The organism is Nitrobacter sp. CN101 (assembly GCF_055390255.1).
This window is the reverse complement of the sequence record NZ_AP038833.1, coordinates 2,847,644-2,866,014: the sequence shown is the minus strand read 5'-3', so window position 1 is coordinate 2,866,014 and position 18,371 is coordinate 2,847,644. Positions and strand designations below refer to the sequence as shown.

Annotated in this window: 22 protein-coding genes and 2 tRNA genes; 15 read left to right on the top strand and 9 right to left on the bottom strand. The window is 56.5% G+C overall.

Translation table 11 applies throughout. The features are described from left to right. Positions 1–7: 7 nt before the first annotated feature. The 7 genes from ACZ5IL_RS14475 to ACZ5IL_RS14445 all read left to right on the top strand — a co-directional run bounded on the left by ACZ5IL_RS14475 (position 8) and on the right by ACZ5IL_RS14445 (position 7,544). Positions 8–2,149 (top strand): phage tail tape measure protein, encoded by a 2,142-nt coding sequence (locus tag ACZ5IL_RS14475; RefSeq protein ID WP_464592487.1) that lies wholly within the window; start codon positions 8–10, stop codon positions 2,147–2,149. 171 nt (positions 2,150–2,320) lie between these two features. Then, positions 2,321–2,896 (top strand): hypothetical protein, encoded by a 576-nt coding sequence (locus tag ACZ5IL_RS14470; protein ID WP_464592485.1) that lies wholly within the window; start codon positions 2,321–2,323, stop codon positions 2,894–2,896. Next, positions 2,871–4,595, top strand: a complete 1,725-nt coding sequence (locus ACZ5IL_RS14465; protein ID WP_464592483.1) for a phage terminase large subunit family protein — start codon at positions 2,871–2,873, stop codon at positions 4,593–4,595. The genes ACZ5IL_RS14470 and ACZ5IL_RS14465 overlap by 26 nt, the downstream gene beginning before the upstream one ends. A 9-nt stretch (positions 4,596–4,604) precedes the next feature. Continuing rightward, the gene (locus ACZ5IL_RS14460) at positions 4,605–4,811 is read left to right on the top strand and encodes a hypothetical protein (RefSeq protein ID WP_464592481.1); all 207 of its coding nucleotides are present in this window, start codon (positions 4,605–4,607) and stop codon (positions 4,809–4,811) included. Continuing rightward, positions 4,811–6,292: a phage portal protein gene (locus ACZ5IL_RS14455; protein WP_464592479.1), complete on the top strand. Its 1,482-nt coding sequence runs from the start codon at positions 4,811–4,813 to the stop codon at positions 6,290–6,292. Before ACZ5IL_RS14460 ends, ACZ5IL_RS14455 begins: the two co-directional genes overlap by 1 nt. After that, positions 6,289–6,927, top strand: a complete 639-nt coding sequence (locus tag ACZ5IL_RS14450; RefSeq protein WP_464592477.1) for an HK97 family phage prohead protease — start codon at positions 6,289–6,291, stop codon at positions 6,925–6,927. The genes ACZ5IL_RS14455 and ACZ5IL_RS14450 overlap by 4 nt, the downstream gene beginning before the upstream one ends. A gap of 14 nt (positions 6,928–6,941) precedes the next feature. After that, positions 6,942–7,544, top strand: coding sequence for a hypothetical protein (locus ACZ5IL_RS14445; protein ID WP_464592475.1), 603 nt, complete (start codon positions 6,942–6,944; stop codon positions 7,542–7,544). Positions 7,545–7,611: 67 nt separating this feature from the next. On the opposite strand, the gene ACZ5IL_RS14440 is transcribed toward ACZ5IL_RS14445, so the two are convergent. The 3 genes from ACZ5IL_RS14440 to ACZ5IL_RS14430 form a co-directional block, all read right to left on the bottom strand. Next, entirely contained in the window at positions 7,612–7,878 is a 267-nt protein-coding gene (locus ACZ5IL_RS14440) for a hypothetical protein (protein WP_464592473.1), read from the bottom strand. A 104-nt stretch (positions 7,879–7,982) separates the two neighbouring features. After that, positions 7,983–8,159 (bottom strand): hypothetical protein, encoded by a 177-nt coding sequence (locus tag ACZ5IL_RS14435; protein ID WP_464592472.1) that lies wholly within the window; start codon positions 8,157–8,159, stop codon positions 7,983–7,985. Positions 8,160–8,310: 151 nt separating this feature from the next. Continuing rightward, positions 8,311–8,475, bottom strand: coding sequence for a hypothetical protein (locus ACZ5IL_RS14430; protein WP_464592470.1), 165 nt, complete (start codon positions 8,473–8,475; stop codon positions 8,311–8,313). A 580-nt stretch (positions 8,476–9,055) separates the two neighbouring features. Here ACZ5IL_RS14430 and ACZ5IL_RS14425 point away from each other — a divergent pair. After that, positions 9,056–9,256, top strand: a complete 201-nt coding sequence (locus ACZ5IL_RS14425; RefSeq protein ID WP_464592468.1) for a hypothetical protein — start codon at positions 9,056–9,058, stop codon at positions 9,254–9,256. Positions 9,257–9,575: 319 nt separating this feature from the next. Here ACZ5IL_RS14425 and ACZ5IL_RS14420 read toward each other — a convergent pair whose 3' ends face one another. The 3 genes from ACZ5IL_RS14420 to ACZ5IL_RS14410 form a co-directional block, all read right to left on the bottom strand. Beyond that, entirely contained in the window at positions 9,576–9,860 is a 285-nt protein-coding gene (locus tag ACZ5IL_RS14420) for a hypothetical protein (protein WP_464592466.1), read from the bottom strand. A 170-nt stretch (positions 9,861–10,030) separates the two neighbouring features. Beyond that, on the bottom strand, positions 10,031–10,378 hold the full coding sequence (locus ACZ5IL_RS14415) for a hypothetical protein (RefSeq protein WP_464592464.1): 348 nt from the start codon (positions 10,376–10,378) through the stop codon (positions 10,031–10,033). Positions 10,379–10,949: 571 nt separating this feature from the next. Further along, positions 10,950–11,207, bottom strand: a complete 258-nt coding sequence (locus ACZ5IL_RS14410; protein ID WP_464592462.1) for a hypothetical protein — start codon at positions 11,205–11,207, stop codon at positions 10,950–10,952. A gap of 281 nt (positions 11,208–11,488) precedes the next feature. On the opposite strand from ACZ5IL_RS14410, the gene ACZ5IL_RS14405 reads away from it, so the two are divergent. The 3 genes from ACZ5IL_RS14405 to ACZ5IL_RS14395 all read left to right on the top strand — a co-directional run bounded on the left by ACZ5IL_RS14405 (position 11,489) and on the right by ACZ5IL_RS14395 (position 13,278). Then, complete coding sequence (locus tag ACZ5IL_RS14405) at positions 11,489–11,785, top strand: hypothetical protein (RefSeq protein ID WP_464592460.1); 297 nt, start codon at positions 11,489–11,491, stop codon at positions 11,783–11,785. 121 nt (positions 11,786–11,906) lie between these two features. After that, positions 11,907–12,194, top strand: coding sequence for a helix-turn-helix transcriptional regulator (locus ACZ5IL_RS14400; RefSeq protein ID WP_464592458.1), 288 nt, complete (start codon positions 11,907–11,909; stop codon positions 12,192–12,194). After that, a complete protein-coding gene (locus ACZ5IL_RS14395; protein WP_464596912.1) occupies positions 12,124–13,278 on the top strand; it encodes a tyrosine-type recombinase/integrase in 1,155 nt (384 codons plus the stop codon). Before ACZ5IL_RS14400 ends, ACZ5IL_RS14395 begins: the two co-directional genes overlap by 71 nt. On the opposite strand, the gene ACZ5IL_RS14390 is transcribed toward ACZ5IL_RS14395, so the two are convergent. Beyond that, positions 13,238–13,312, bottom strand: a tRNA-Glu gene (locus ACZ5IL_RS14390). The genes ACZ5IL_RS14395 and ACZ5IL_RS14390 overlap by 41 nt on opposite strands. Before the next feature lie 828 nt (positions 13,313–14,140). Beyond that, complete coding sequence (locus tag ACZ5IL_RS14385) at positions 14,141–14,590, bottom strand: VOC family protein (protein WP_464592456.1); 450 nt, start codon at positions 14,588–14,590, stop codon at positions 14,141–14,143. Between the two features lie 329 nt (positions 14,591–14,919). On the opposite strand from ACZ5IL_RS14385, the gene ACZ5IL_RS14380 reads away from it, so the two are divergent. From ACZ5IL_RS14380 to ACZ5IL_RS14365, 4 genes are all read left to right on the top strand, one after another. Beyond that, positions 14,920–15,309 (top strand): hypothetical protein, encoded by a 390-nt coding sequence (locus ACZ5IL_RS14380; RefSeq protein ID WP_464592454.1) that lies wholly within the window; start codon positions 14,920–14,922, stop codon positions 15,307–15,309. 657 nt (positions 15,310–15,966) lie between these two features. Continuing rightward, the gene (locus tag ACZ5IL_RS14375) at positions 15,967–16,620 is read left to right on the top strand and encodes a cold-shock protein (protein ID WP_425909407.1); all 654 of its coding nucleotides are present in this window, start codon (positions 15,967–15,969) and stop codon (positions 16,618–16,620) included. A gap of 129 nt (positions 16,621–16,749) precedes the next feature. After that, a complete protein-coding gene (locus tag ACZ5IL_RS14370; RefSeq protein ID WP_464592452.1) occupies positions 16,750–17,241 on the top strand; it encodes a DUF192 domain-containing protein in 492 nt (163 codons plus the stop codon). 78 nt (positions 17,242–17,319) lie between these two features. Then, positions 17,320–17,396, top strand: a tRNA-Pro gene (locus tag ACZ5IL_RS14365). Positions 17,397–17,518: 122 nt separating this feature from the next. Here the strand turns inward: ACZ5IL_RS14365 and ACZ5IL_RS14360 are convergent. Then, complete coding sequence (locus tag ACZ5IL_RS14360; protein WP_464592450.1) at positions 17,519–17,809, bottom strand: hypothetical protein; 291 nt, start codon at positions 17,807–17,809, stop codon at positions 17,519–17,521. Positions 17,810–18,371 lie beyond the last annotated feature (562 nt).

Genomic DNA, 18,371 nt, shown 5'->3' with positions numbered 1-18,371 from the left:
AAAACTAGTGGCGACCCTAACCTCTAAGCTTATAGTTGAGCTCTTTGACCGCGTTACCGGTCCGTCCAAACGGGTCGCTGCCTCACTCAACGCGTTGACTGCCGCGAGCGCTCGCAACTCGGCGCGACTCTCTGCTATCTCCGGAAAATTGATCGGGACGGGCGCCGCAGCTTTCGCCTTGGGCAAAGGTTTGTCGGCTCCGATCAAGGTCGGCGCGCAGTTTGAGTCGCTGTTGGAAGACATTCGCCAAAAGGGCAGCATGGCGGCGCCCGAACTGAAGGCGCTTGGCTTGAGTCTTCGCGGTATCGCTTCCGCGACCAACCAACTTCCGCTCGACACAGTAAAGAGCTTTAGCGAACTGCTAGGTCTTGGCCTGGGTGGCTCCGATGCTGAAAACATTTCCGCCGCATTGGCCATGTTTCCCGCCATCAACAGGGTTGCAACCGCATATCGCGCCAGCTCCGACGATGTGGCGCGCGCTGGCCAGGCCGCGTTTATGAATCTGAAAGTCCCGGCTGCGGCGGTAGGGGATGCTTTCGACGCCATGGCATCCGCTGGCAAGGCTGGCGCTTTCGAATTGAAAGATATGGCTCACGAATTTCCCTCGCTCACGGCCTCCGCTCAAGCTTTGAAAATGTCCGGCGTTGATGGCGTCGCAAAGCTTGCCGCCGCGTTACAGATTGCCAGGAAGGGTGCGGCGGATGGTTCCGAGGCTGCCACTAACACCGCCAACTTGATGCAGAAGATCATTAGTCCGGAGACGACAAAGAAGTTTAAGAAGCTTGGAATTGACGTTCGTAGCGAGTTGAAGAAGGTCCAGAAAGAAGGCAGCGACATCTTCGAATGGATTTCCGGCGCAGTTAATCGTGCGACCAAGGGCGACCTATCAAAGATCGGCGATCTGTTTGAAGACGCGCAGGTTCAGAAGTTTCTTCGCCCTCTGCTCCAAAATCTCGGGGAATATCGAAAGATACGAGACGCCGCGCTTAAGGCGAGCGGCGAAACAGAAAAAGATTTCGCAGAGCGTGTAAAGACGTCGGAAGCGTCGATGACACGCTTTAAATCAGCAGTTCAAAATCTAAATATTGCGCTCGGCACCGCCTTGTTGCCGACCTTCAATCGGCTTCTTGACGGTGCGCTTACTCCGCTAACAAGCAGATTCGCGAAGTTTGCCGAGACTCACCCACGGTTGGTGAGCGGTGTTGCCTCCGTCTCCGCTGGCCTTATGGGGCTACGACTTGCCGGCCTTGCTGCAGCGTTCGGCATGCGGTGGGTGTGGGGCGGAGTTCTCGCGACCGCCGCCGGCTCGCTGCGTATTGTGGCTGGCGCGATCGGCTTGGTAACGAGCGCGACAAAACTCCTTCGGCTCGCGCTCCTCGGTACGGGAGTCGGCGCGCTGTTGGTTGGGCTCGGCACTGCCGGCATGTTTATCGCAAACAACTGGAGTGGCATCGGAATCGCGATCAATTCTTTCGGCGAGTCGCTTAAACGAAACCTTGGCCCAGGCGCGGCGGAGTCTGTGAATTGGATCATCAGCAAATTTCGCGAGGTCTCTTCAATCTTCGACAGTGTGACCGGTAAGATCGATGACTCCGTTTGGAAACGATGGGGTGAGGGCGCGGGTCAGGCTGTTGCGTTTGTTATCGCGAAGTTGAGCGAGGGTGACTGGTCTGGCCTCGGCGCCAAGATCGGTGCCGCAATTTGGGCCGGAATCAAAAGTCAGATTGGCAGCCTCTTCGCGTCTATAAAACTGCCTTCGTTTGGTAGCGTTGTTCGCGGCATGGCGAACGGGCCAGGTGGTGCGTCTTCATCTGCAGTTGATCCTAATCGTCCAAGCGTTCCTATATCCAAGCGCGCTCTTGGCGGACCAGTGCGAAGCGGCGGAACGTATCTGGTTGGTGAACGCGGGCCAGAGTTGTTCCGAGCGCCTGCCTCTGGCCACATAAGCTCTACGTTAGACACCGTGCGCGCGATCAAAGCTAACGCGTTGGCTAGTGCGAGTGGTGGCTCGGTGAGCAACAACGTCTCTATCAGCGTGAACGCTGCACCGGGCCAATCGCCTGAAGCGATAGCTGCTGCGGTTGAGCGAAGGCTATCTGAAAAGCTCAGCGCGATGTCGCGTGGTGCGTTCAGCGACGGAGTCTACTGATGCCTCTCACGGCCACGACGTTGGCCGCTGGTGCGCGCTCGATAGGCTGGTAGGCCCCCTCCTCCATTAGGTTCTTTTTCCTACCCGTATGGGGAGCGGGGGCGCGCCACCCCGATATTTCGCTCGCTGCAAATTTTTCTGTAGGTCGCTTCCTTCCTATTGAGATTGTTGATGATTTTGAAGACCGCGCAACTGGCCTTGCTCTTAGGGCTTACGACGCGGCGGGTAAATCAACTAGCTGAGGACGGGATTACAGTCCGCACCAAGCACGGTGAGTTCGATGGGCCGGCCAGCATTCAGAACTATGTCGCGAGCATCGCCAACCGAGTTAAGGACGGCGAAGAGGCGATCAACAAGGAACGGGAAGAGGCCCGCCTCAAGAAGGAGCAGGCCGACAACTTCGAACTAAAAAACGCCAAGCTGCGCAAAGAGTTGTTGCCGATCGACGAGGTTGTTCGCGTCTGGTCCGAACAGATTTCCGAAGTGCGTAGCGGCATGTTGGCGGTGGTTTCGCGAGTACGTCAAAAGGTTTCGCTCTCAGCAGAGGATGCGGTTGTTCTGGATGGGGAAATCCGCGAGGCGATGACAAAGCTTGCGGACGGGATTGATATCTATGACGCCGACGCTGGCGACTCTGAAGAAGGTGATGGCGACCTTTCGGCCGCCGCAGAAAATCCACATCTCGGAGTGGATGGAAAAGGAAATCAGGCTACCGTCGACGGTGTCGGCGGTGCCGGGACGGATTAAGCTTTATCCGTTTCAGAAAGGTATTGCGGACGCCATTGGCGATCCAACCATTGAGAGGGTGTCAGTCCTTAAGAGCGCGCGCATTGGATACACGACTGTTCTAAACGGTGCCGTCGCTCACTTCGTTGTCAATGATCCTTCGCTAATTCTGGTCTACCTGCCTAACGAGGATATGGCGAAGTCGTTCGTGGTGTCGGACATGGAGCCGACATTTGAATACTCGCCAGTTCTGAACGGCGTTCTTTCCGGAGATCAGGTTAAGACGAGCGGCAAGGTCCGCACAACGATGCTGATGCGCCAGTTTACTGGCGGAACACTTAAGATCCTGTCGGCTGAAACCGAGCGAAGCTTTCGAGGTCACAACGCTCGCGTCGTCATCCTAGACGAAATCGACGGCATGAAGCCGACGAAGGATGGTGACCCGATCGCGTTGGCCATCCGCCGTACCGCTCAGTTTGATGATCGCAAGATTATCCTTGGTTCAACTCCGGTGGAGTTGGAAACCAGCCGGATCATCGCTCAGTATGAGAAATCCGATCAGCGTGTTTTTGAAATCCGTTGCGTCGAGTGCGACGATTTCAGCGAGGTAAGGTGGAAGGATATCCACTGGCCGGAAAACGAGCCTGAAAAGGCCGCCTGGTGTTGTCCTAAGTGCGGATGCGTTGTCGAGCATAAGCACAAGTCGACGATGGTGGCGCGAGGCCGGTGGCGGATAACAAAGCCAGAAGTCGTTGGCCACGCAGGCTTCCGCATCAACAGCTTAAGCAGCCCGTTACCGACTGCCGATTGGGGCATGTTGGCAACAGAGTTCCTGGCCGCCAAAAACGATCCTGCTTTGCTGCAGGAGTTTGTCAACCTTGTCCTCGGCGAAGGCTGGCGGATTGATGGCGAACGGGTTGACGAATACGAGCTTATGCAGAGCGCTGAGCCGTTTGGCTTGGGGCTGCCGGATGCAACGGGCGTAGAGGGCTCATATCCATTCCCGGAGGAGGTTCTTGCGGTAACGGTCGGCGTCGACATGCAGGACGACCGCGGCGAGCTGACGTATCTAGGGCACAGCGAAACTGGCCAGATATTCGTTTTAGACCATGACGTTGTTTACGGCAGATATGAAGACACCGAGTTCTGGGCTGATATCGACTCCCTCATTAAGCGCAAGTGGAAACATCCGCTTGGCGGCGAGATTGGCATAGATGCGGTTGCGGTGGACTCGTCGTCCGGATCGCATATGGCGCACGTTTATAGTTTCTGCCGAGCGCGCCTAAACCGACGAGTGATTGCCATCAAGGGTGAGGGCGGTCGTCGCAAGTTTATCGAGCGATCCAAGACGATGAAGAAGGATCCGCTCTGGTTGGTTGGTGTCGATAGCATCAAGGACGCGATCTTAAACCGCGTTCGGACTGGCAAGATTTTCCGGTTCTCCAAGAGTTTGCCCGAGGTCTGGTACGAGCAATTCACTGGAGAGCAAGCGGTTATCAAGATGGACCGCGGGCAGCCAATCCGAAGGTGGATCCCTATTCAAGGGCGCCGAAACGAGGCGTTGGACTGCGTCGTCTACGGAATCGCGGTCAAAGAATTGGTGCCGATAAATTGGCAGCAACGACGTGAGCAGCTTTCGTCGGGTCATGTCTTATCTAGAGTCATAGATACCGAAAATAAGCCGAGCGGGCCTCGCAAGGCGAAGTCGAGTTGGCTTTAAGGAACACGAATGGCTGTAGACAATAGCGAGCTGATTGCCGCATTACGTGAAGCTTTGCTTACAGGCGCCAGAAAAGTTGTTTTTCATACGGGCGGAACGCGCCGCGAGGTGGAATACCACTCGCTGAAAGATGTGCGCGAAGCTCTGCAGTGGCTAGAGCAGCAGCAGAACCCAACTCCGGCAATGACGTTCGTGGCCTTTAGGACGCGCAGATAGTGGCGAAGCCAAACATCTTGGATCAGTACGGCGATCCCGTGCCCGCAAGGCGCGGATACGACGCCGTAACCAAGGGGCGCAACCGCGATCCGTGGTATTCTCGCGGCACGTCGGCAGATGCAGAGTTAAGTCGTGCTGGTGGCTCATTACGCGACGTTATGCGCGATTTGGTGCGCAATAATCCTTACGCTGCTAACGCAATACACAATCTTGTAACGCACGCTATCGGCTCTGGAATCGTGCCGCGGGCAAAAGATGCTCGGGTAAACAAGCTTTTTGCGAAGTGGGCCAAGCAGTGCGACGCTGTAGGGCATCTGGGTTTCTATGGAATTCAGGCACTTGCCGTTCGCGGAATGCTGGAGTCGGGCGATGGCCTGGTTCTTAAGCGCAGGCGCCATGGTAGGGATGATTTGCCTGTACCATTGCAGTTGCAGGTGCTTGAAGTCGATCACATCGACACGCACAAGACCGGAGTCATTAATGGTCTTGATGTGTTTGAGGGGATCGGGTTCGATGGCGAGCAACGGCCGGCACAATACTGGCTTTATACGAGGCATCCAGGTGCGCCGACAGCCTTATTAAAGGGCGTTGCGGGCTTTTCAAACCAGTCCGTTGCCGTTTCCGTTGAGGATATCGCGCATTGCTTTGAAAAGCGCAGAACGCAGGCCCGCGGTGAACCGTGGGGCGTCGCCGCTATACCATCCTTGCGCGATCTCGCTGAATACGAGACCGCGGAGATCCTTCGCAAGAAGATTGAGGCTTGCGTCGTTGGCGTTGTCACTGGTGGCGACGTTGGCGAGGGTGTCTCTGGCCTTCCACTGAGCGATGGCGATCCTGCTGGCGTCTATAATGCTGACGGACAAGTCGTCGAGCGACTTGAGCCTGGCGCATTTTACCACGCACGGGGCGGCCGGGACATCAAGTTCACGCAGCCTGCCACATCAGGATCCTACGACTCCTACAAGGTGTCGATGCTGCATACGATCGCGACGGGATTTCGCGTTCCTTACGTGCTGTTGAGCGGCAACTTATCGAAGGTGAACTATTCATCCGGAAAGTTGGGCCTTGAGACGTACAAGCGCACCATTGAAGAGATTCAGTGGAAGATCGTTATCCCGATGCTTCTGCAGCCGATTTGGGACTGGTTTTGCGAGGAGGCGTTCTTCGCTGGAAAAATCAGGACGAAGAAGGTTGCCGTTGAATGGTCTCCACCTCGTTTTCCGAGCGCTGACGAGGCAAAGGACATTTCAGCTCGCGTTAGCGCAATGCGCGCCGGCCTTCTCAACCCGATGACCGCGATTGCCGAGACTGGCTTTACGCCAGACGAGGTTATTGCTGGCTACGTCGAGTGGAATGCGTTGCTCGATAAGCATAAGCTGATTTTCGATAGCGATCCGCGGCACATGTCGCAGGCTGGTCAAACGCAGTTAGCTGCTGCGGATGAAGGCGGTGTCACGCCTGGAGAGGAACAAGACGTATGAGCGAAAACATCACGAGCCTGCCAAAGTTCGGGCGCGCAGCCGAGGTTCGCGCTGCGAGCTTCAACCAAAAAGACAATAGCGTCGAGGTCGTTTGGACTACGGGCGCGGCAGTGCGTCGCTTCGATTGGCGCACTGATCGCTTCTACTCCGAAGTGCTCGTTGTCACACCAGCCGCTGTTCGCCTCGATCGCTTGAACGCTGGCGCGCCGTTGCTTGATACGCACGATGATTGGTCTCTGAGTTCGGTTATCGGCAGCGTTGTGCCTGGATCTGCCAAACTTGAGGGCGGCAAAGGTACAGCGCGCGTTAGATTATCAAATGCTGCAGGCGATGCGGACACTGTGTCCAAGATTCGCGACGGCATTATCCGAAACATCAGCGTTGGTTACGCAATCCACAAGGTCGTTAAGACCGAGGCGGATGGTGATGGCGCAGATGATGAATGGCGTGTGGTGGATTGGGAGCCGTTAGAAATTAGCGCTGTTCCTATTCCGGCAGACGCTGGTTCGCAGATTCGCAAGAACGATGACAGGGCGCAGATGCCTTGTGAGTTCGTTAGCGGAGCGGCCACAAGCCGTAATGAGGCGGTGTTGGCACGTATGCGATGCCGACAGCGTATGGCCGGCCTCAATTGAAAGGAGTTCACGAAATGATTGCCCGGAAGAAGAAATTCGCTGACATCAGCACCGCAGCGGATATCGAAGCTTCGCTCGCTGAGTATGACGTGGCTACCCTTGAGGCCAGTCTAGCCACCGCTCAACAGCGTCGTACGGATCTGTTACTCACCGGAAGCGATTCTGAAATCCTTGCCGCTGAGGATGCTGCAACGAAAGCACGCCTCGCGCTGGATCGCGCCCATGCCTCCGTAGCCGAATTGAATCGACGGCTCGTGGATGCTCGGAAGGCAGAGGCGCGTGCGGCGGCGGTCAAGAGCCGCGCTGACGCCGTGGCGGCCGTAGACAAGGCGATCAAGAGGATTCAGAGCGAATATGAAATCCACGCGAGCGCAATCGCCTCCTTGGTTCAAGAGGCTGTTGCTGCCGACTCGGCGGTGCATGCGGTCAATGACGAAATATTCCGTGGCGGCAATTATGAGAGCCTCGAACTCGTTAAGTTCGTTCACGACCATTTGGGTTGGGCGGAGAAGTTTTCGTCGCACCACAAATTCGGTGGGTCGGTATCGTTGCCGCCAATCGGGACGTTCCAGGGCGTCGGGGATGCTGCGCGATGGCATGAGAAATTAAGCGGTTGAGGGGGTGAGGGGAGGGAGCAACACATCCACCGCGCAAACATGGGTGCTGATCGGCACAGGCGAGCGGTCACCAAAATTCTTTCTCTTCTTCGAGGTCGACGGGGCACTGCTCCACGTGTCGCGAATGAGGCGGGTTAAGAATTAGTAGTCGCTCGCTGTCTGCGGCGGCTTCGGTCGCAACGATCCGAAATGTTTCCTGCGAGCGGGTGCCATTCGCGGCTGACTGTAGAATCCGTTCGGCCATCAACGCTTGAGTTGATGGATCCGGGCGAACGTCGAGTGTGGCTTGCGCAAGCGCGCCTCGCATAACCGCAATTAGCTCTGCATCAAACATGTTGAATCTCCGTTTTGGCAGCGCTGTAACATGCATCGATGACGGCTGTACTGCGGAACTCTGACGACGATGAGTCGAGCGAATTAAACTTCGGACAGGTTGTGTCACATGGTCACACGACGATGTGACTGACCATTCACATTACCATCGCCAACCATCCGCGACCGCGATGCTGGGTGTATGACCGGCACTTCGCCAAACGCTTTCAACACCACCGCGTCGGTGAACTCACCCACGGCCGGATCGCCGGGCGATGACGGTTGGCGGAGCAGGTAGTCCATCTCTCCATCCTAAGTCGGCAGGCGCAGAATCCTAGTTGTTCGTCAACGGGGTTCGTCCAGGATTTTGGGTAGTGGGGCAGCTCGATTATGGCAACGGGACGGGCTGGAATGTTGACGTACCGCATCGCATATTGGGGATATGGCACAGGATTTAGCAGGCGGCATTCAGGTCGTCCGAGTTTTCGACCCCAGCAATACGGTTGAAGGTCGGCCAGCCAAAATGCTTTGGGCTGCGGCTCTCGCTCGTGACAAGGCGGTTGATGCTGTTTTGGCTGCCGTCCCGCAGGGCTGCACGGCCGAACTGACGGACCAGCATTTGCCACCCGATCACGTCGCCCGATTGAAGCTCAGACCCGGTGATGTTCGGAAGTTAATTTGATGCCCCATCCCAAACGCCCTAGGGACGACCCCAACCGGCTCGCTAAGTCGATTATCGACATCGCGACGGGATGACCCCCTACCGGATTTTGGATTGCCAGTTCATGGCAAGACGGTTTCGCGTGTCTCGATTACCGATACTTGGTATTGCGGAACAATCGTGTCCTCTGGGCGGACATCCCTTAACTCAACATGGAGCCGGAGACTGCCTGCATTGCGCAGTGCGGTATTGAGAGCCGTTACGGCTTGCATCACCCTCCGTGATGCATCCTTCTGTTCTTGTGTCGCCATTTCTCCCTCCATCCTAGTTCGAACCGTTTGGCGACCGATTTCGACCCTTCAACCAGACGTCGATAATGACGACGAGCCTGAGCTCGCTCGGTGAAGGCGCAATGCGATTGGATGAAAGTTGTTCCCGACAGTTTCGCTTTCAGTCCACTCTTGAACAGAGATCGTGTCCGCACATTATTACGCTATCTGCAGAACCTTACGGTTAGGACCCGTAGCAGGAGGTGGTCATGCAACAGCGCCGCCGTTTCAAACAAACGAAGACTTTCTTTGAACGGTGCTCCGAAGAGGCAGAACGCCTGCGGAAGGAAGCCGAAAAGCTTCCCCCAGGTCGCGAGAGAGAAGAGCTGGAGCATAAGGCGCGCCAAGCTGAGACGGCCGCGAGTATTGAGGACTGGCTGAGTTCAACTGGCCTTCAGCCGCCAACATAGCTGCGACCTCATAGCCGAGGCGCATTAGAAACGAACAGGCCGCGCCCGCGTTGGTATGCATCAATTTTCCGTCTTCGCCATTACGGTCGGACTTGTCGTGCTGATCGCGCTGCTGCTGGGCGTACTCTTCTTTCCGGTCGCAGCTTGAAACTGCGACCATCAAAAAGGCCCGCCGGATGGGTGTCACGGCGGGCCAATTCGGGTGCAAGATCGGATTGCGGTTTTCGATCCCGTTCCGGGCGATTCAATGCGGAGGGCGGAAGAGCGTTCCTTAATAGTGAGACGTTCGGGCGGTCGGTTTTTACACCCCTAGTTGCGATTATTTTTCTGTACGAGCTTTCGTCTCTAGCAGATCGGGTTCATCGCGGAGGCGGACACCTTCAGCAACGTTCTGGCGATCAATGCTGGCGCGGATGTAAGCCTCGAGGTCGTCTCCAAGCTCGGCTTCGACCTGCTCCTTTGAGAACCCCTGTTCGCGCGCAGCATTAAGCAGGTTATCGGCCAAGCGCTGAACGGCGGCTTGACCCTGACGAGCGCCCTCTTGTTCGTCCGCGTGAACGCTTACGTCGAGCCAGAAGTCGACGAACTCTTTTGCTGTAGTCATGGCGCTACCATACGGCCCTGCCAGGGAATTGCTCAAGCGGATCGGCGGGCAACCACCAAAAAGCCGTGAGGCACGCGCTCCGGTCACGACTACCGCTTCGCCTTCAGCCCGAGCAGCTTGCGGGCGGCGGCGTCCCGATCTGCAAAGCGGCGTGCTTGTATTTCAGGGGTTCACTGATTGTTCGATTCATTCAATGACTCAATCATAGCGCGATGATCCTCGACTTCATCCGGCGTCATCTTCTGAAAATCCTCTTCAGAATAAGACGGATCTGCTCGAATAATAAATTCCTCTTCATTAAACTTTCCGGATACCAGCCGCGAACCGTCATCAAACCAGTATGACTTGTGTTCACCAAACGTTTCGGTGGCGATCCGCCCCCAATCGCCACGAGCCAATTCGTCCTGCACTTCTTCGATCGCGACTGCGCCGCTTCCTGCTTGTTTCTCTGTGAGGAAATCTTGCGCCTTTCCCATCTCTCGGGTGCCACACTCTGTATAGGTCGTGGTCCGCCGCATGGGTGCCTCCATTCTTAGACAAATACTTGAGCCGGCGAGAGAGAAGGGTGCGGAAATCTGGGCGGGTCAGCCGCACCGAGCGGATGCTTCCGTCGTCCACCGGGCATTACATTTAGAACAGTGCCGCTTGTTGGTGACGACATCGGACGAATATTGCGAACTCACCGATGCTGCGCAAAAGCAGGTGTTGGGTCCCTCGGGACGCGACCATCGAACAGGAAGTTCACGAGCAACACGATTTGCCCATCTGCGCTCAGAACTTTTCTGAAGATGTTTCGGGTAGACCATGGCGTACATAGCGAGCTCCCTTTTGTGGGCGGGAGCACTGGAGTGTCTCTCTGTCGCTGGCGCCTGTTGGTATCGTGCCTACGATATTCTCTATATAGGAAGTCCACTGAGTTTAACTAGGGCGCGCATCCAACTAGCTAAAGCGCTGGATCTGTAGCCCTGGCTGCCGCGAACGTCGCGACTAGCAGTTCGCCCACTGTCACTTGTGCTTCACCTTCAATCCCATCTCAACCAACCGCCTGATCGCTTCCGATCTCGATGGCTTATCCGGCTGGCGAGTGGCTCAATGCAGCGTCGGATAATCATCTGAGATAACTTGCGCGAGCCCTTCGGACTCCACGCTCGCTAAAAAGAAATCATAGGCAGCTTTGTCAGTTTCGAATTTCTCATCCCAAACGGTTGAGGTGTTATCTTTGTCGACGACTTCAAGCACCCAGTGGGAGTCCTCTTCGAGACGATATATCTGAACCTGGACCGTGATTTCGTCGCGCGTAAACGAGCCGGATAGCGGAGAGTCGATGAGCTTCGGGTCGTCGCTCATTTCCCTTTCCCCCTCAAACCCAACTCCACTAGGCGGCGGATAGCTTCAGGCCGTGATGGCTTTGGCTCAGGTCGTTTCTCAATCCACTTATCGACGCCCTGCATCTCGTTCGGGGGCATCCGCACCATCACTGGCACAGCGTCCACGCGCGGTCTTCCTTGAGGACGTTTTCTGATACTAGAAACCATTGACTTGGCCATTCTTACCTGATATCAGAAAAGGCAGGCCGGAGCAAGGTGGCAACCTTGTCCCGGCCCTAACCCAAACCAAGGATACGGGCCATGGCTCAGGCTACCAACGACACTACCACACCCACCACCGACGATCGCGTCAAGGATCTTGAAGGAGATATCCGCGACCTTACGACCGGCACAAAGTTGATGATTGATAGTCTCGATCGGATCTTTGACGCTGGCCTTGGACTCGACATCGACGAAGGCGCCGAAGTCATGGACGCCTGTATAATGGCGCAATGGCTTGCGCGGCGCCTCAATAATGACGCCCAGGCCGTCCTGCGCGAGTTCAACGAGGACCGCGTCGATCGAGCAAACGCCAAATCTGCACAAGCTGCGAGATAGCCACTACCCGCAGCAGGCTCATCTCCGCGGACCCGCCACCAACACGTCGGCGGGCCGCAGTTGCAAGCACCTGTTATAATGGGGACCCGCAACTACGTCGCCACTCAACTAGAGCCGCCGCATGACTACAACGCACGCCAACGATAACACGCGCGGGGGCATCGTTCCCCGCGGCCTTCGCCGGGTTGATGCTGCACGCTATATCGGCATTTCGCCGACGCATTTCGACAAACAGGTAAGGGCAGGGACTATTCCTGCGCCGCTTCAATTGTTCGGAGTAAATCTCTGGGATCGTACTGCCTTGGACGTGCTTTTCGACGGCGTGCCTCAGGTCAATAATGACAACGAATGGGATAGCGTTTTGCACCATGACGACGAAGCCACCCAAGCACGTTCACGCCTACACTGATCGGCACGGCAAGCAGCGGATATACCTGCGCAAGCCCGGTGAGAAGCGCGTGCCGTTACCGGGGCCGCTGTATAGCCACGAGTTTTGGAAGGCCTACCACGCGGCCGAAGCAGCCCAGCCTGTAGCGAAGCCAGAGCGCAATCCTCAGGGCAGCGTGTCGGCTGCCATCATGGGTTATTACGGCTCGGCCGAATACAAGTCGCTGGCCGAATCCACACGCAGCAATTACCGCCGCATCTTGGAGCGCTTTCGCGAAGAGCATGGCGCGAAGTCTCTAGCGAAGCTGGAGACCAAACATATCAACGCGATCATCGACAAGATGGCGGACCGGCCCGCCGCAGCGAACGGCCTACGCAAGCGACTCCACACCGTCATGGAATTCGCAATCGGCGCCGGCCTGATTGCCGATAATCCGATCAGCCGTGCCAAGCATGTGAGGTACGTCGAGAAATCATATCGATCGTGGACAGAAGCCGATATCGATGCTTATCGGAAACGCTGGACACCAGACACACCACAGCGCCTTGGTTTGGAGATTTTTTTGCACACCGGCTTGCGCCGCAGTGATGCCGTGCGGCTGGGTTGGAAGCACATCAACGACGGCTGGATTACAATCACCACCGTGAAGTCTCGGCACAAGACGACGCTCAACGTCCCAATCCATCCCACGCTCTGGATGCACCTCAAAGACGTCCCTCGTGATCAGCCCACCTTCCTGCGCACGAAATGGAATAAGGACCGCAGCGCCAAGGGCACAACAAACTGGATTCGCGACGCCGCTCACAAGGCTGGCCTACCAAACGATTCGAGCCCGCACGGCTTGCGTCACGCGATCTGCGGCAACCTTGCTGACGTAGGGTGTACCCCGCACCAGATTCAAGCAGTCACTGGGCATAAGAATCTGAAGGAGATCGAAACGTACACGAAGGCCGCGAACCAGAAGCGGCTGGCACAGATTGCGATGTCAGCATTGGCTAACCGCTCGGACGGGTTAGCCAATCCAGACGCTAACGATTTGAAGATATTAGAGAATTTTTCGAGCGTGGCGCTCCCTAGCGGAATCGAACCGCTCTCTCCACCGTGAAAGGGTGGCGTCCTAACCGATAGACGAAGGGAGCTGAACTTTTCGGCGGCAAATTGCACGTCGTTTCAGACTCAATCCGCTGCGATACTACCGTCAAATCAATATCCTATATTGATTTGATCAGACGGAGTTTCCGGCCGACATGAACCGACCGGCTGCAGTCGCGAAACGTATAGTGGCGTTTTCCCGGAGGAGCAAGCATCTCCACCGTGGGACCGGGTTGCGCCGGGTCTCACTTCGACTGAAAGGCGAGCCCCACACGAGCCTGCCCGTCCAATGGAGCATCCAAAATGATGGGCGGGGGTGTCGGGCATTGGCTTTTCCACGTGGGCGCAGGGCGCGGCTCGCTTATCGCCAACCGCGATAGCCGATCAAGAAGTCGAGACCATCCGCGCGCGAAAAGCGTGCCGAGGATACGCGCAGGGGTTATCAGGATCGAGGGGTCGTCGAGTTGCGCATATGTCAGCGGCAACAGGATCGGCATCCATATGGTGCTGGTGCTGCGTCGTAAGGGGGCGCCGTTGCGAAGCGCATTTGGAGTCGCGACGTCACGGCATACGGTAAAAAAAAACCTCGCTAAAGCGAGGCCTTCAACCAATGTCTGGCGTGCGCGTTCAACTACCGAAGAATAGCCACAGCAGAAGTATCACCGGTATCGGTACGCCAATCAGCCAGAGCAAAAGTCCTTTTCCCATCCGCCGTCTCCTTGAATGTCATATACGTTAAGGAGAACGTGAACTGCGCACGATCGTTCCCGCCTGCTACAGGGCCGAACAGTAAGGGCGGTACGAGGTCGTGCGGTGATGTTTCGTTGCAATCGCACGAAAGCGCGAGCAGGCACAGTAGCGCCGCTCTGAGCTTCTCACCAATGACCGGTGTTTGGCATCGAGCTCCACGGTTCGGCCGACGGGCGAGCATCACCTTTTTGCAACAGCTCGATCGAGTGCAGGTCTGGGGAGCGGACGAACGCCATCTGGCCATCCCGGGGCGGGCGATTGATGGTGATCCCGAGCTTCATCAATCGTTCACAGGTGGCATAGATGTCGTCGACCTCATAGGCGAGGTGACCGAAAAAGCGGTCCTCGCCGTACGTCTCCTCGGCCCAGTTGTAGGTCAATTCGACCAGCGGTGCGCCGCGGCCTCTGCACTGTTTCACCAGATCCTCGTCCTCGGGGGCACACAAGAAAACCAACGTGAATCTGCCTTTGTCGTTATCGACGCGACGGACTTCTTTCAGTCCCAACGCTTCGACATAGAACTTCAGCGCGACCTCGAGATTGCGCACGCGCAGCATGGTGTGAAGGTAGCGCATGTGTGACTGTCTCCTGAAGACGTACAAGATGAGCGGTGGGTCCGGCAGCAGGCGGGTGCCTGCTTGTTGATACATCGTAGCAATACCAGATCGGGGCGGTCGCTTTTTGCGCGCAATTTCCGATGAGCGGAGCGCCAATTAAGCGCCCTTTTTCCACGGCAGTGGAACTCTTTCGGCGGCTTGCTCGTTAGCTAACGCAAAAACGGCATAAACCATATTTCCTGAGAATTAGGATGTGTCCAAGCCCAGCGCCATTGCAACCAAGTTAAATAGAACCAAGTCAAATAGACGCGCGTTATTGCGTCGATTTTTGGTGAGAGGATAGCGACATGAAGAAGTTGATCATGATTGCGACCGTGGCAACGCTCGGCAGCGCCGTTATATCGCTGCCAGCTCAGGCTCAACGATTTGGACCGGGCCTCGGAGTCGGTCTTGCCGTCGGCGCTCTGGCAGCGGGCGCAATGGCGAATTCGTATTACGGACCGTACGGCTACGGGGGCTATTATGGGCCGCGCCCATATTATGGTGGATACGGCTATGGCGGATATGGACCGGCCTACTACGGCGGCGGTTGGGGTGGCGGCTATGCTCCGGCCTATTATGGCGGATGGGGACCAGGTTATTATGGCGGTGGTTGGGGCTATCGCCGTGGTTGGGGCGGAGGCCGCGCATACTATGGAGGTCGTGGGTATTATGGGGGTGGTCGTCGACGCTGGTGATCTGAGTTGACCCCCCGGAGAGATCGAGATGGAATCTCTCCGGGACACGCATGCACCGCAGTATTTCGTCCCTTTGGCGGTTAGTTGTTGCGCAGCGCAGCGCTCATTCGCGGCCTCTTCGCGAATGAAATTGCGCCGGACGTGCTGCGATGCCCTTCATTGAGCCGCTGTTATTTTAGAGCCGATATTATTCTATCGGTTTCCCGTGCGTGTGCATTTGGATCTTCGTTGAGCGTGCCTTGGATTTGGAGAATTTCCAAAAAAAGATTCAAAACAATCACGGACACGGGGCCAACTTGTGGCTATTTGGAAACGTCTTGGCGCAGGAACGTTCGCGCGTTCATCGATTCAGTGAATTATCATGCGATGTTTCTGCAAAACGTCTGGCTTCTTATTCATAGATGAAAACTGCCCACACCGGATTGGATGCTCGTTAAGGCCGAACCTGATCGGCAATCAGATGAGGATCAAAAACCCGTGAGTAACTGATTCGTGCGTGTGCAAGGCAGTTTATAGGTGTCGTCAATTTATCTTTTGTCTTGCGACGCCAACGAGAGTGTTATCTTTTGATTCCTAAGATTCGCTTGGCTATATACAGTTGTGTATAACGTCGTCGAGCAGACGACAACCATAGTAAAATGTGTGGGGGCCTGCGTCATGGGGTCGGATGGTTTTGAATCCAGGAAGTTTGCGGGACCGACAGTGAGCGATCACTTAGGGTCAAAGGACTTTTCGGGAACAACAGATCGAGAGTCGGGTGCCGGGCCTTTCGCCGGGCTTGGGGAATCTCCCGCCAACATCGTCGAGATCAGCGGCGTCATCAAATGGTTTGACGCTTCAAAAGGCTACGGATTTATCGTCCCTGATAATGGCTGGCCGGACGTGCTCTTGCATGTCACCGTGCTTCGTCGCGACGGCTATCAGACGGCTTATGAGGGGGCCCGTCTGGTCTGTGACTGCGTGCAGCGGGCGAGGGGCTATCAGGCGTTCCGGATCACCTCGATGGACGAGTCCACCGCGATTCACCCGGCGCAGATGCTGCCGCCGCGGACCCACGTCAGCATAACGCCTACCAGCGGCTTAGAGAGGGCGCAGGTAAAGTGGTTCAATCGGCTGCGCGGTTTCGGGTTCTTGACGCGCGGCGAGGGAACGCCGGATATTTTCGTCCACATGGAAACGCTACGACGCTTCGGCATAACGGAGCTTCGGCCGGGACAGTTCGTTCTGGTCCGGTTTGGGCCGGGTAGCAAGGGTATGATGGCGGCGGAAGTTCAGCCGGAAACCGGTTCTCCCAGCGTGTCCTCGCACTGATCCGGCGGAGCTATCGCCAAAACTGCGTTGTGCTTGAGATCTGACTTTCCGGAAATCGTGCTTCCGCCCGCAACAAGCCTGCTGTTTGCGGCGACACGCATTGTGATCACAGTTCTGACAGGGTGCCCGATGCTACGACTGCGGAATATCGGTCTAGGGTGGCTCCGTGCCGGTTTATGGATCGCCCTGTTTTCCTGGATTGTCATGGTCGCGCCAGACGACTCCGACGTCCACGCAGCCGAACTCCAGCCGCTCGAAATCGCAACCCAAGCCGGCGTAAGGACGTTCTTGGTTGAGATGGCGACAACCCCCGAGGAGAAGACCACCGGATTGATGTATCGAAAGCATCTACCGGACGGGCAGGGTATGCTGTTCGATTTTTCTCCCGTGCAGGAGGTGTCGATGTGGATGAAGAACACCTACATCCCGCTCGACATGATCTTTATCGGCCAGAATGGTCGCATCCTGCGGATCGCCGAGAATACCGAGCCACTATCGACCCGGATCATCTCTTCACGCGGCCCGGCCAAGGCTGTGCTCGAGGTGATCGGAGGAACTGCGAAAAAGTACGGCATCGCACGCGGCAACCGGGTCTCGCATCCGCTCTTTAACGGCCATTGATTCCGTCAATAGCGGAAAGGCTCTGAGCGACTTGCTGGGCCGGCCGGAAGCATGTAACGACATCGTTTCCCAGCAGATCGGGGTATAGCGCAGCCTGGTAGCGCGGCAGTTTTGGGTACTGCAGGTCGTTGGTTCGAATCCAGCTGCCCCGACCATTTAACTGATTGAAAATTCAGCATATTATTTCTTAGCTCCTTCTATCGCGGCGGCTTCCGGCGCTTCAGGGAAGCACCGGGGAAACACGAGGCGCTTTTTTGGGCGCCCCGTGTAGCGGTTTCTAGGCCGTTGTCCTCCCGGCCGCCAGCATGCGCTCTGCCTGGCCGTACGTGAGGATTGCGTCAATCACCACCATATTGCCGGGCATCGCATAGAATTGCCCAACGGCTTTCCGGCCCAGCGGCTTCAACATGCGGGCGGCTTGGCCGGACGGCACGTGGGCCTGAATCATTGCTAAACCATCATCAAGGATCAGGGATATCGGTACGTTTCGGGCCTTAAGGCGGTCGACGATATCGGTGATGCGGTCGGTGGGCATTTGATCGGCGGAGATTTTCTTCAAAGCGTTCATAACGTTTTGCCTTTCGAGCAAAGAGAGAAAATCCAGGGGCGAAATGACCGACGTTAGACGGCCCCGCACGCCTTTGGGCTCGCGCCTTGGACATGCGCGTGCGGCCCCTGGACTAGAAATTATGATCGCCGACTGACCGGAAACGACATTCGGCTAACGTTTGGGCTTTCGACCCACCGTGATGATGCGCCAAAAAATCAGAAGCGCAAGAGGCACATCGCTGTGAATCTGCTGTTGCAAGCATAAGTCAACACGCAGCGCTTTGAACGCTGAGCGCTATTGCTGGCGAAAATTATTTTGCACGCCGCAGGAATGCGACAAAGTCAACACGAACGCTTAGCCGTGCGCCGTGCGTCGTGGCCAGCGAAGGAGTGGGGGCAGGCGGGTGGGGGTCACCCCTGGCGGGGGGCCGATGGCGTCGCCGCCAAACGTCGGAACGCCCCGGCGCTAATTTTTTTAGTTTCAGAATCCCTCGGGCCAGGACAAGCGCAGAGCTGGCGTCGCTTGAGAAGAATTGGAATAGATGAACGAGCCGTAGAATGCCTTACGCTCGAATGCTCAG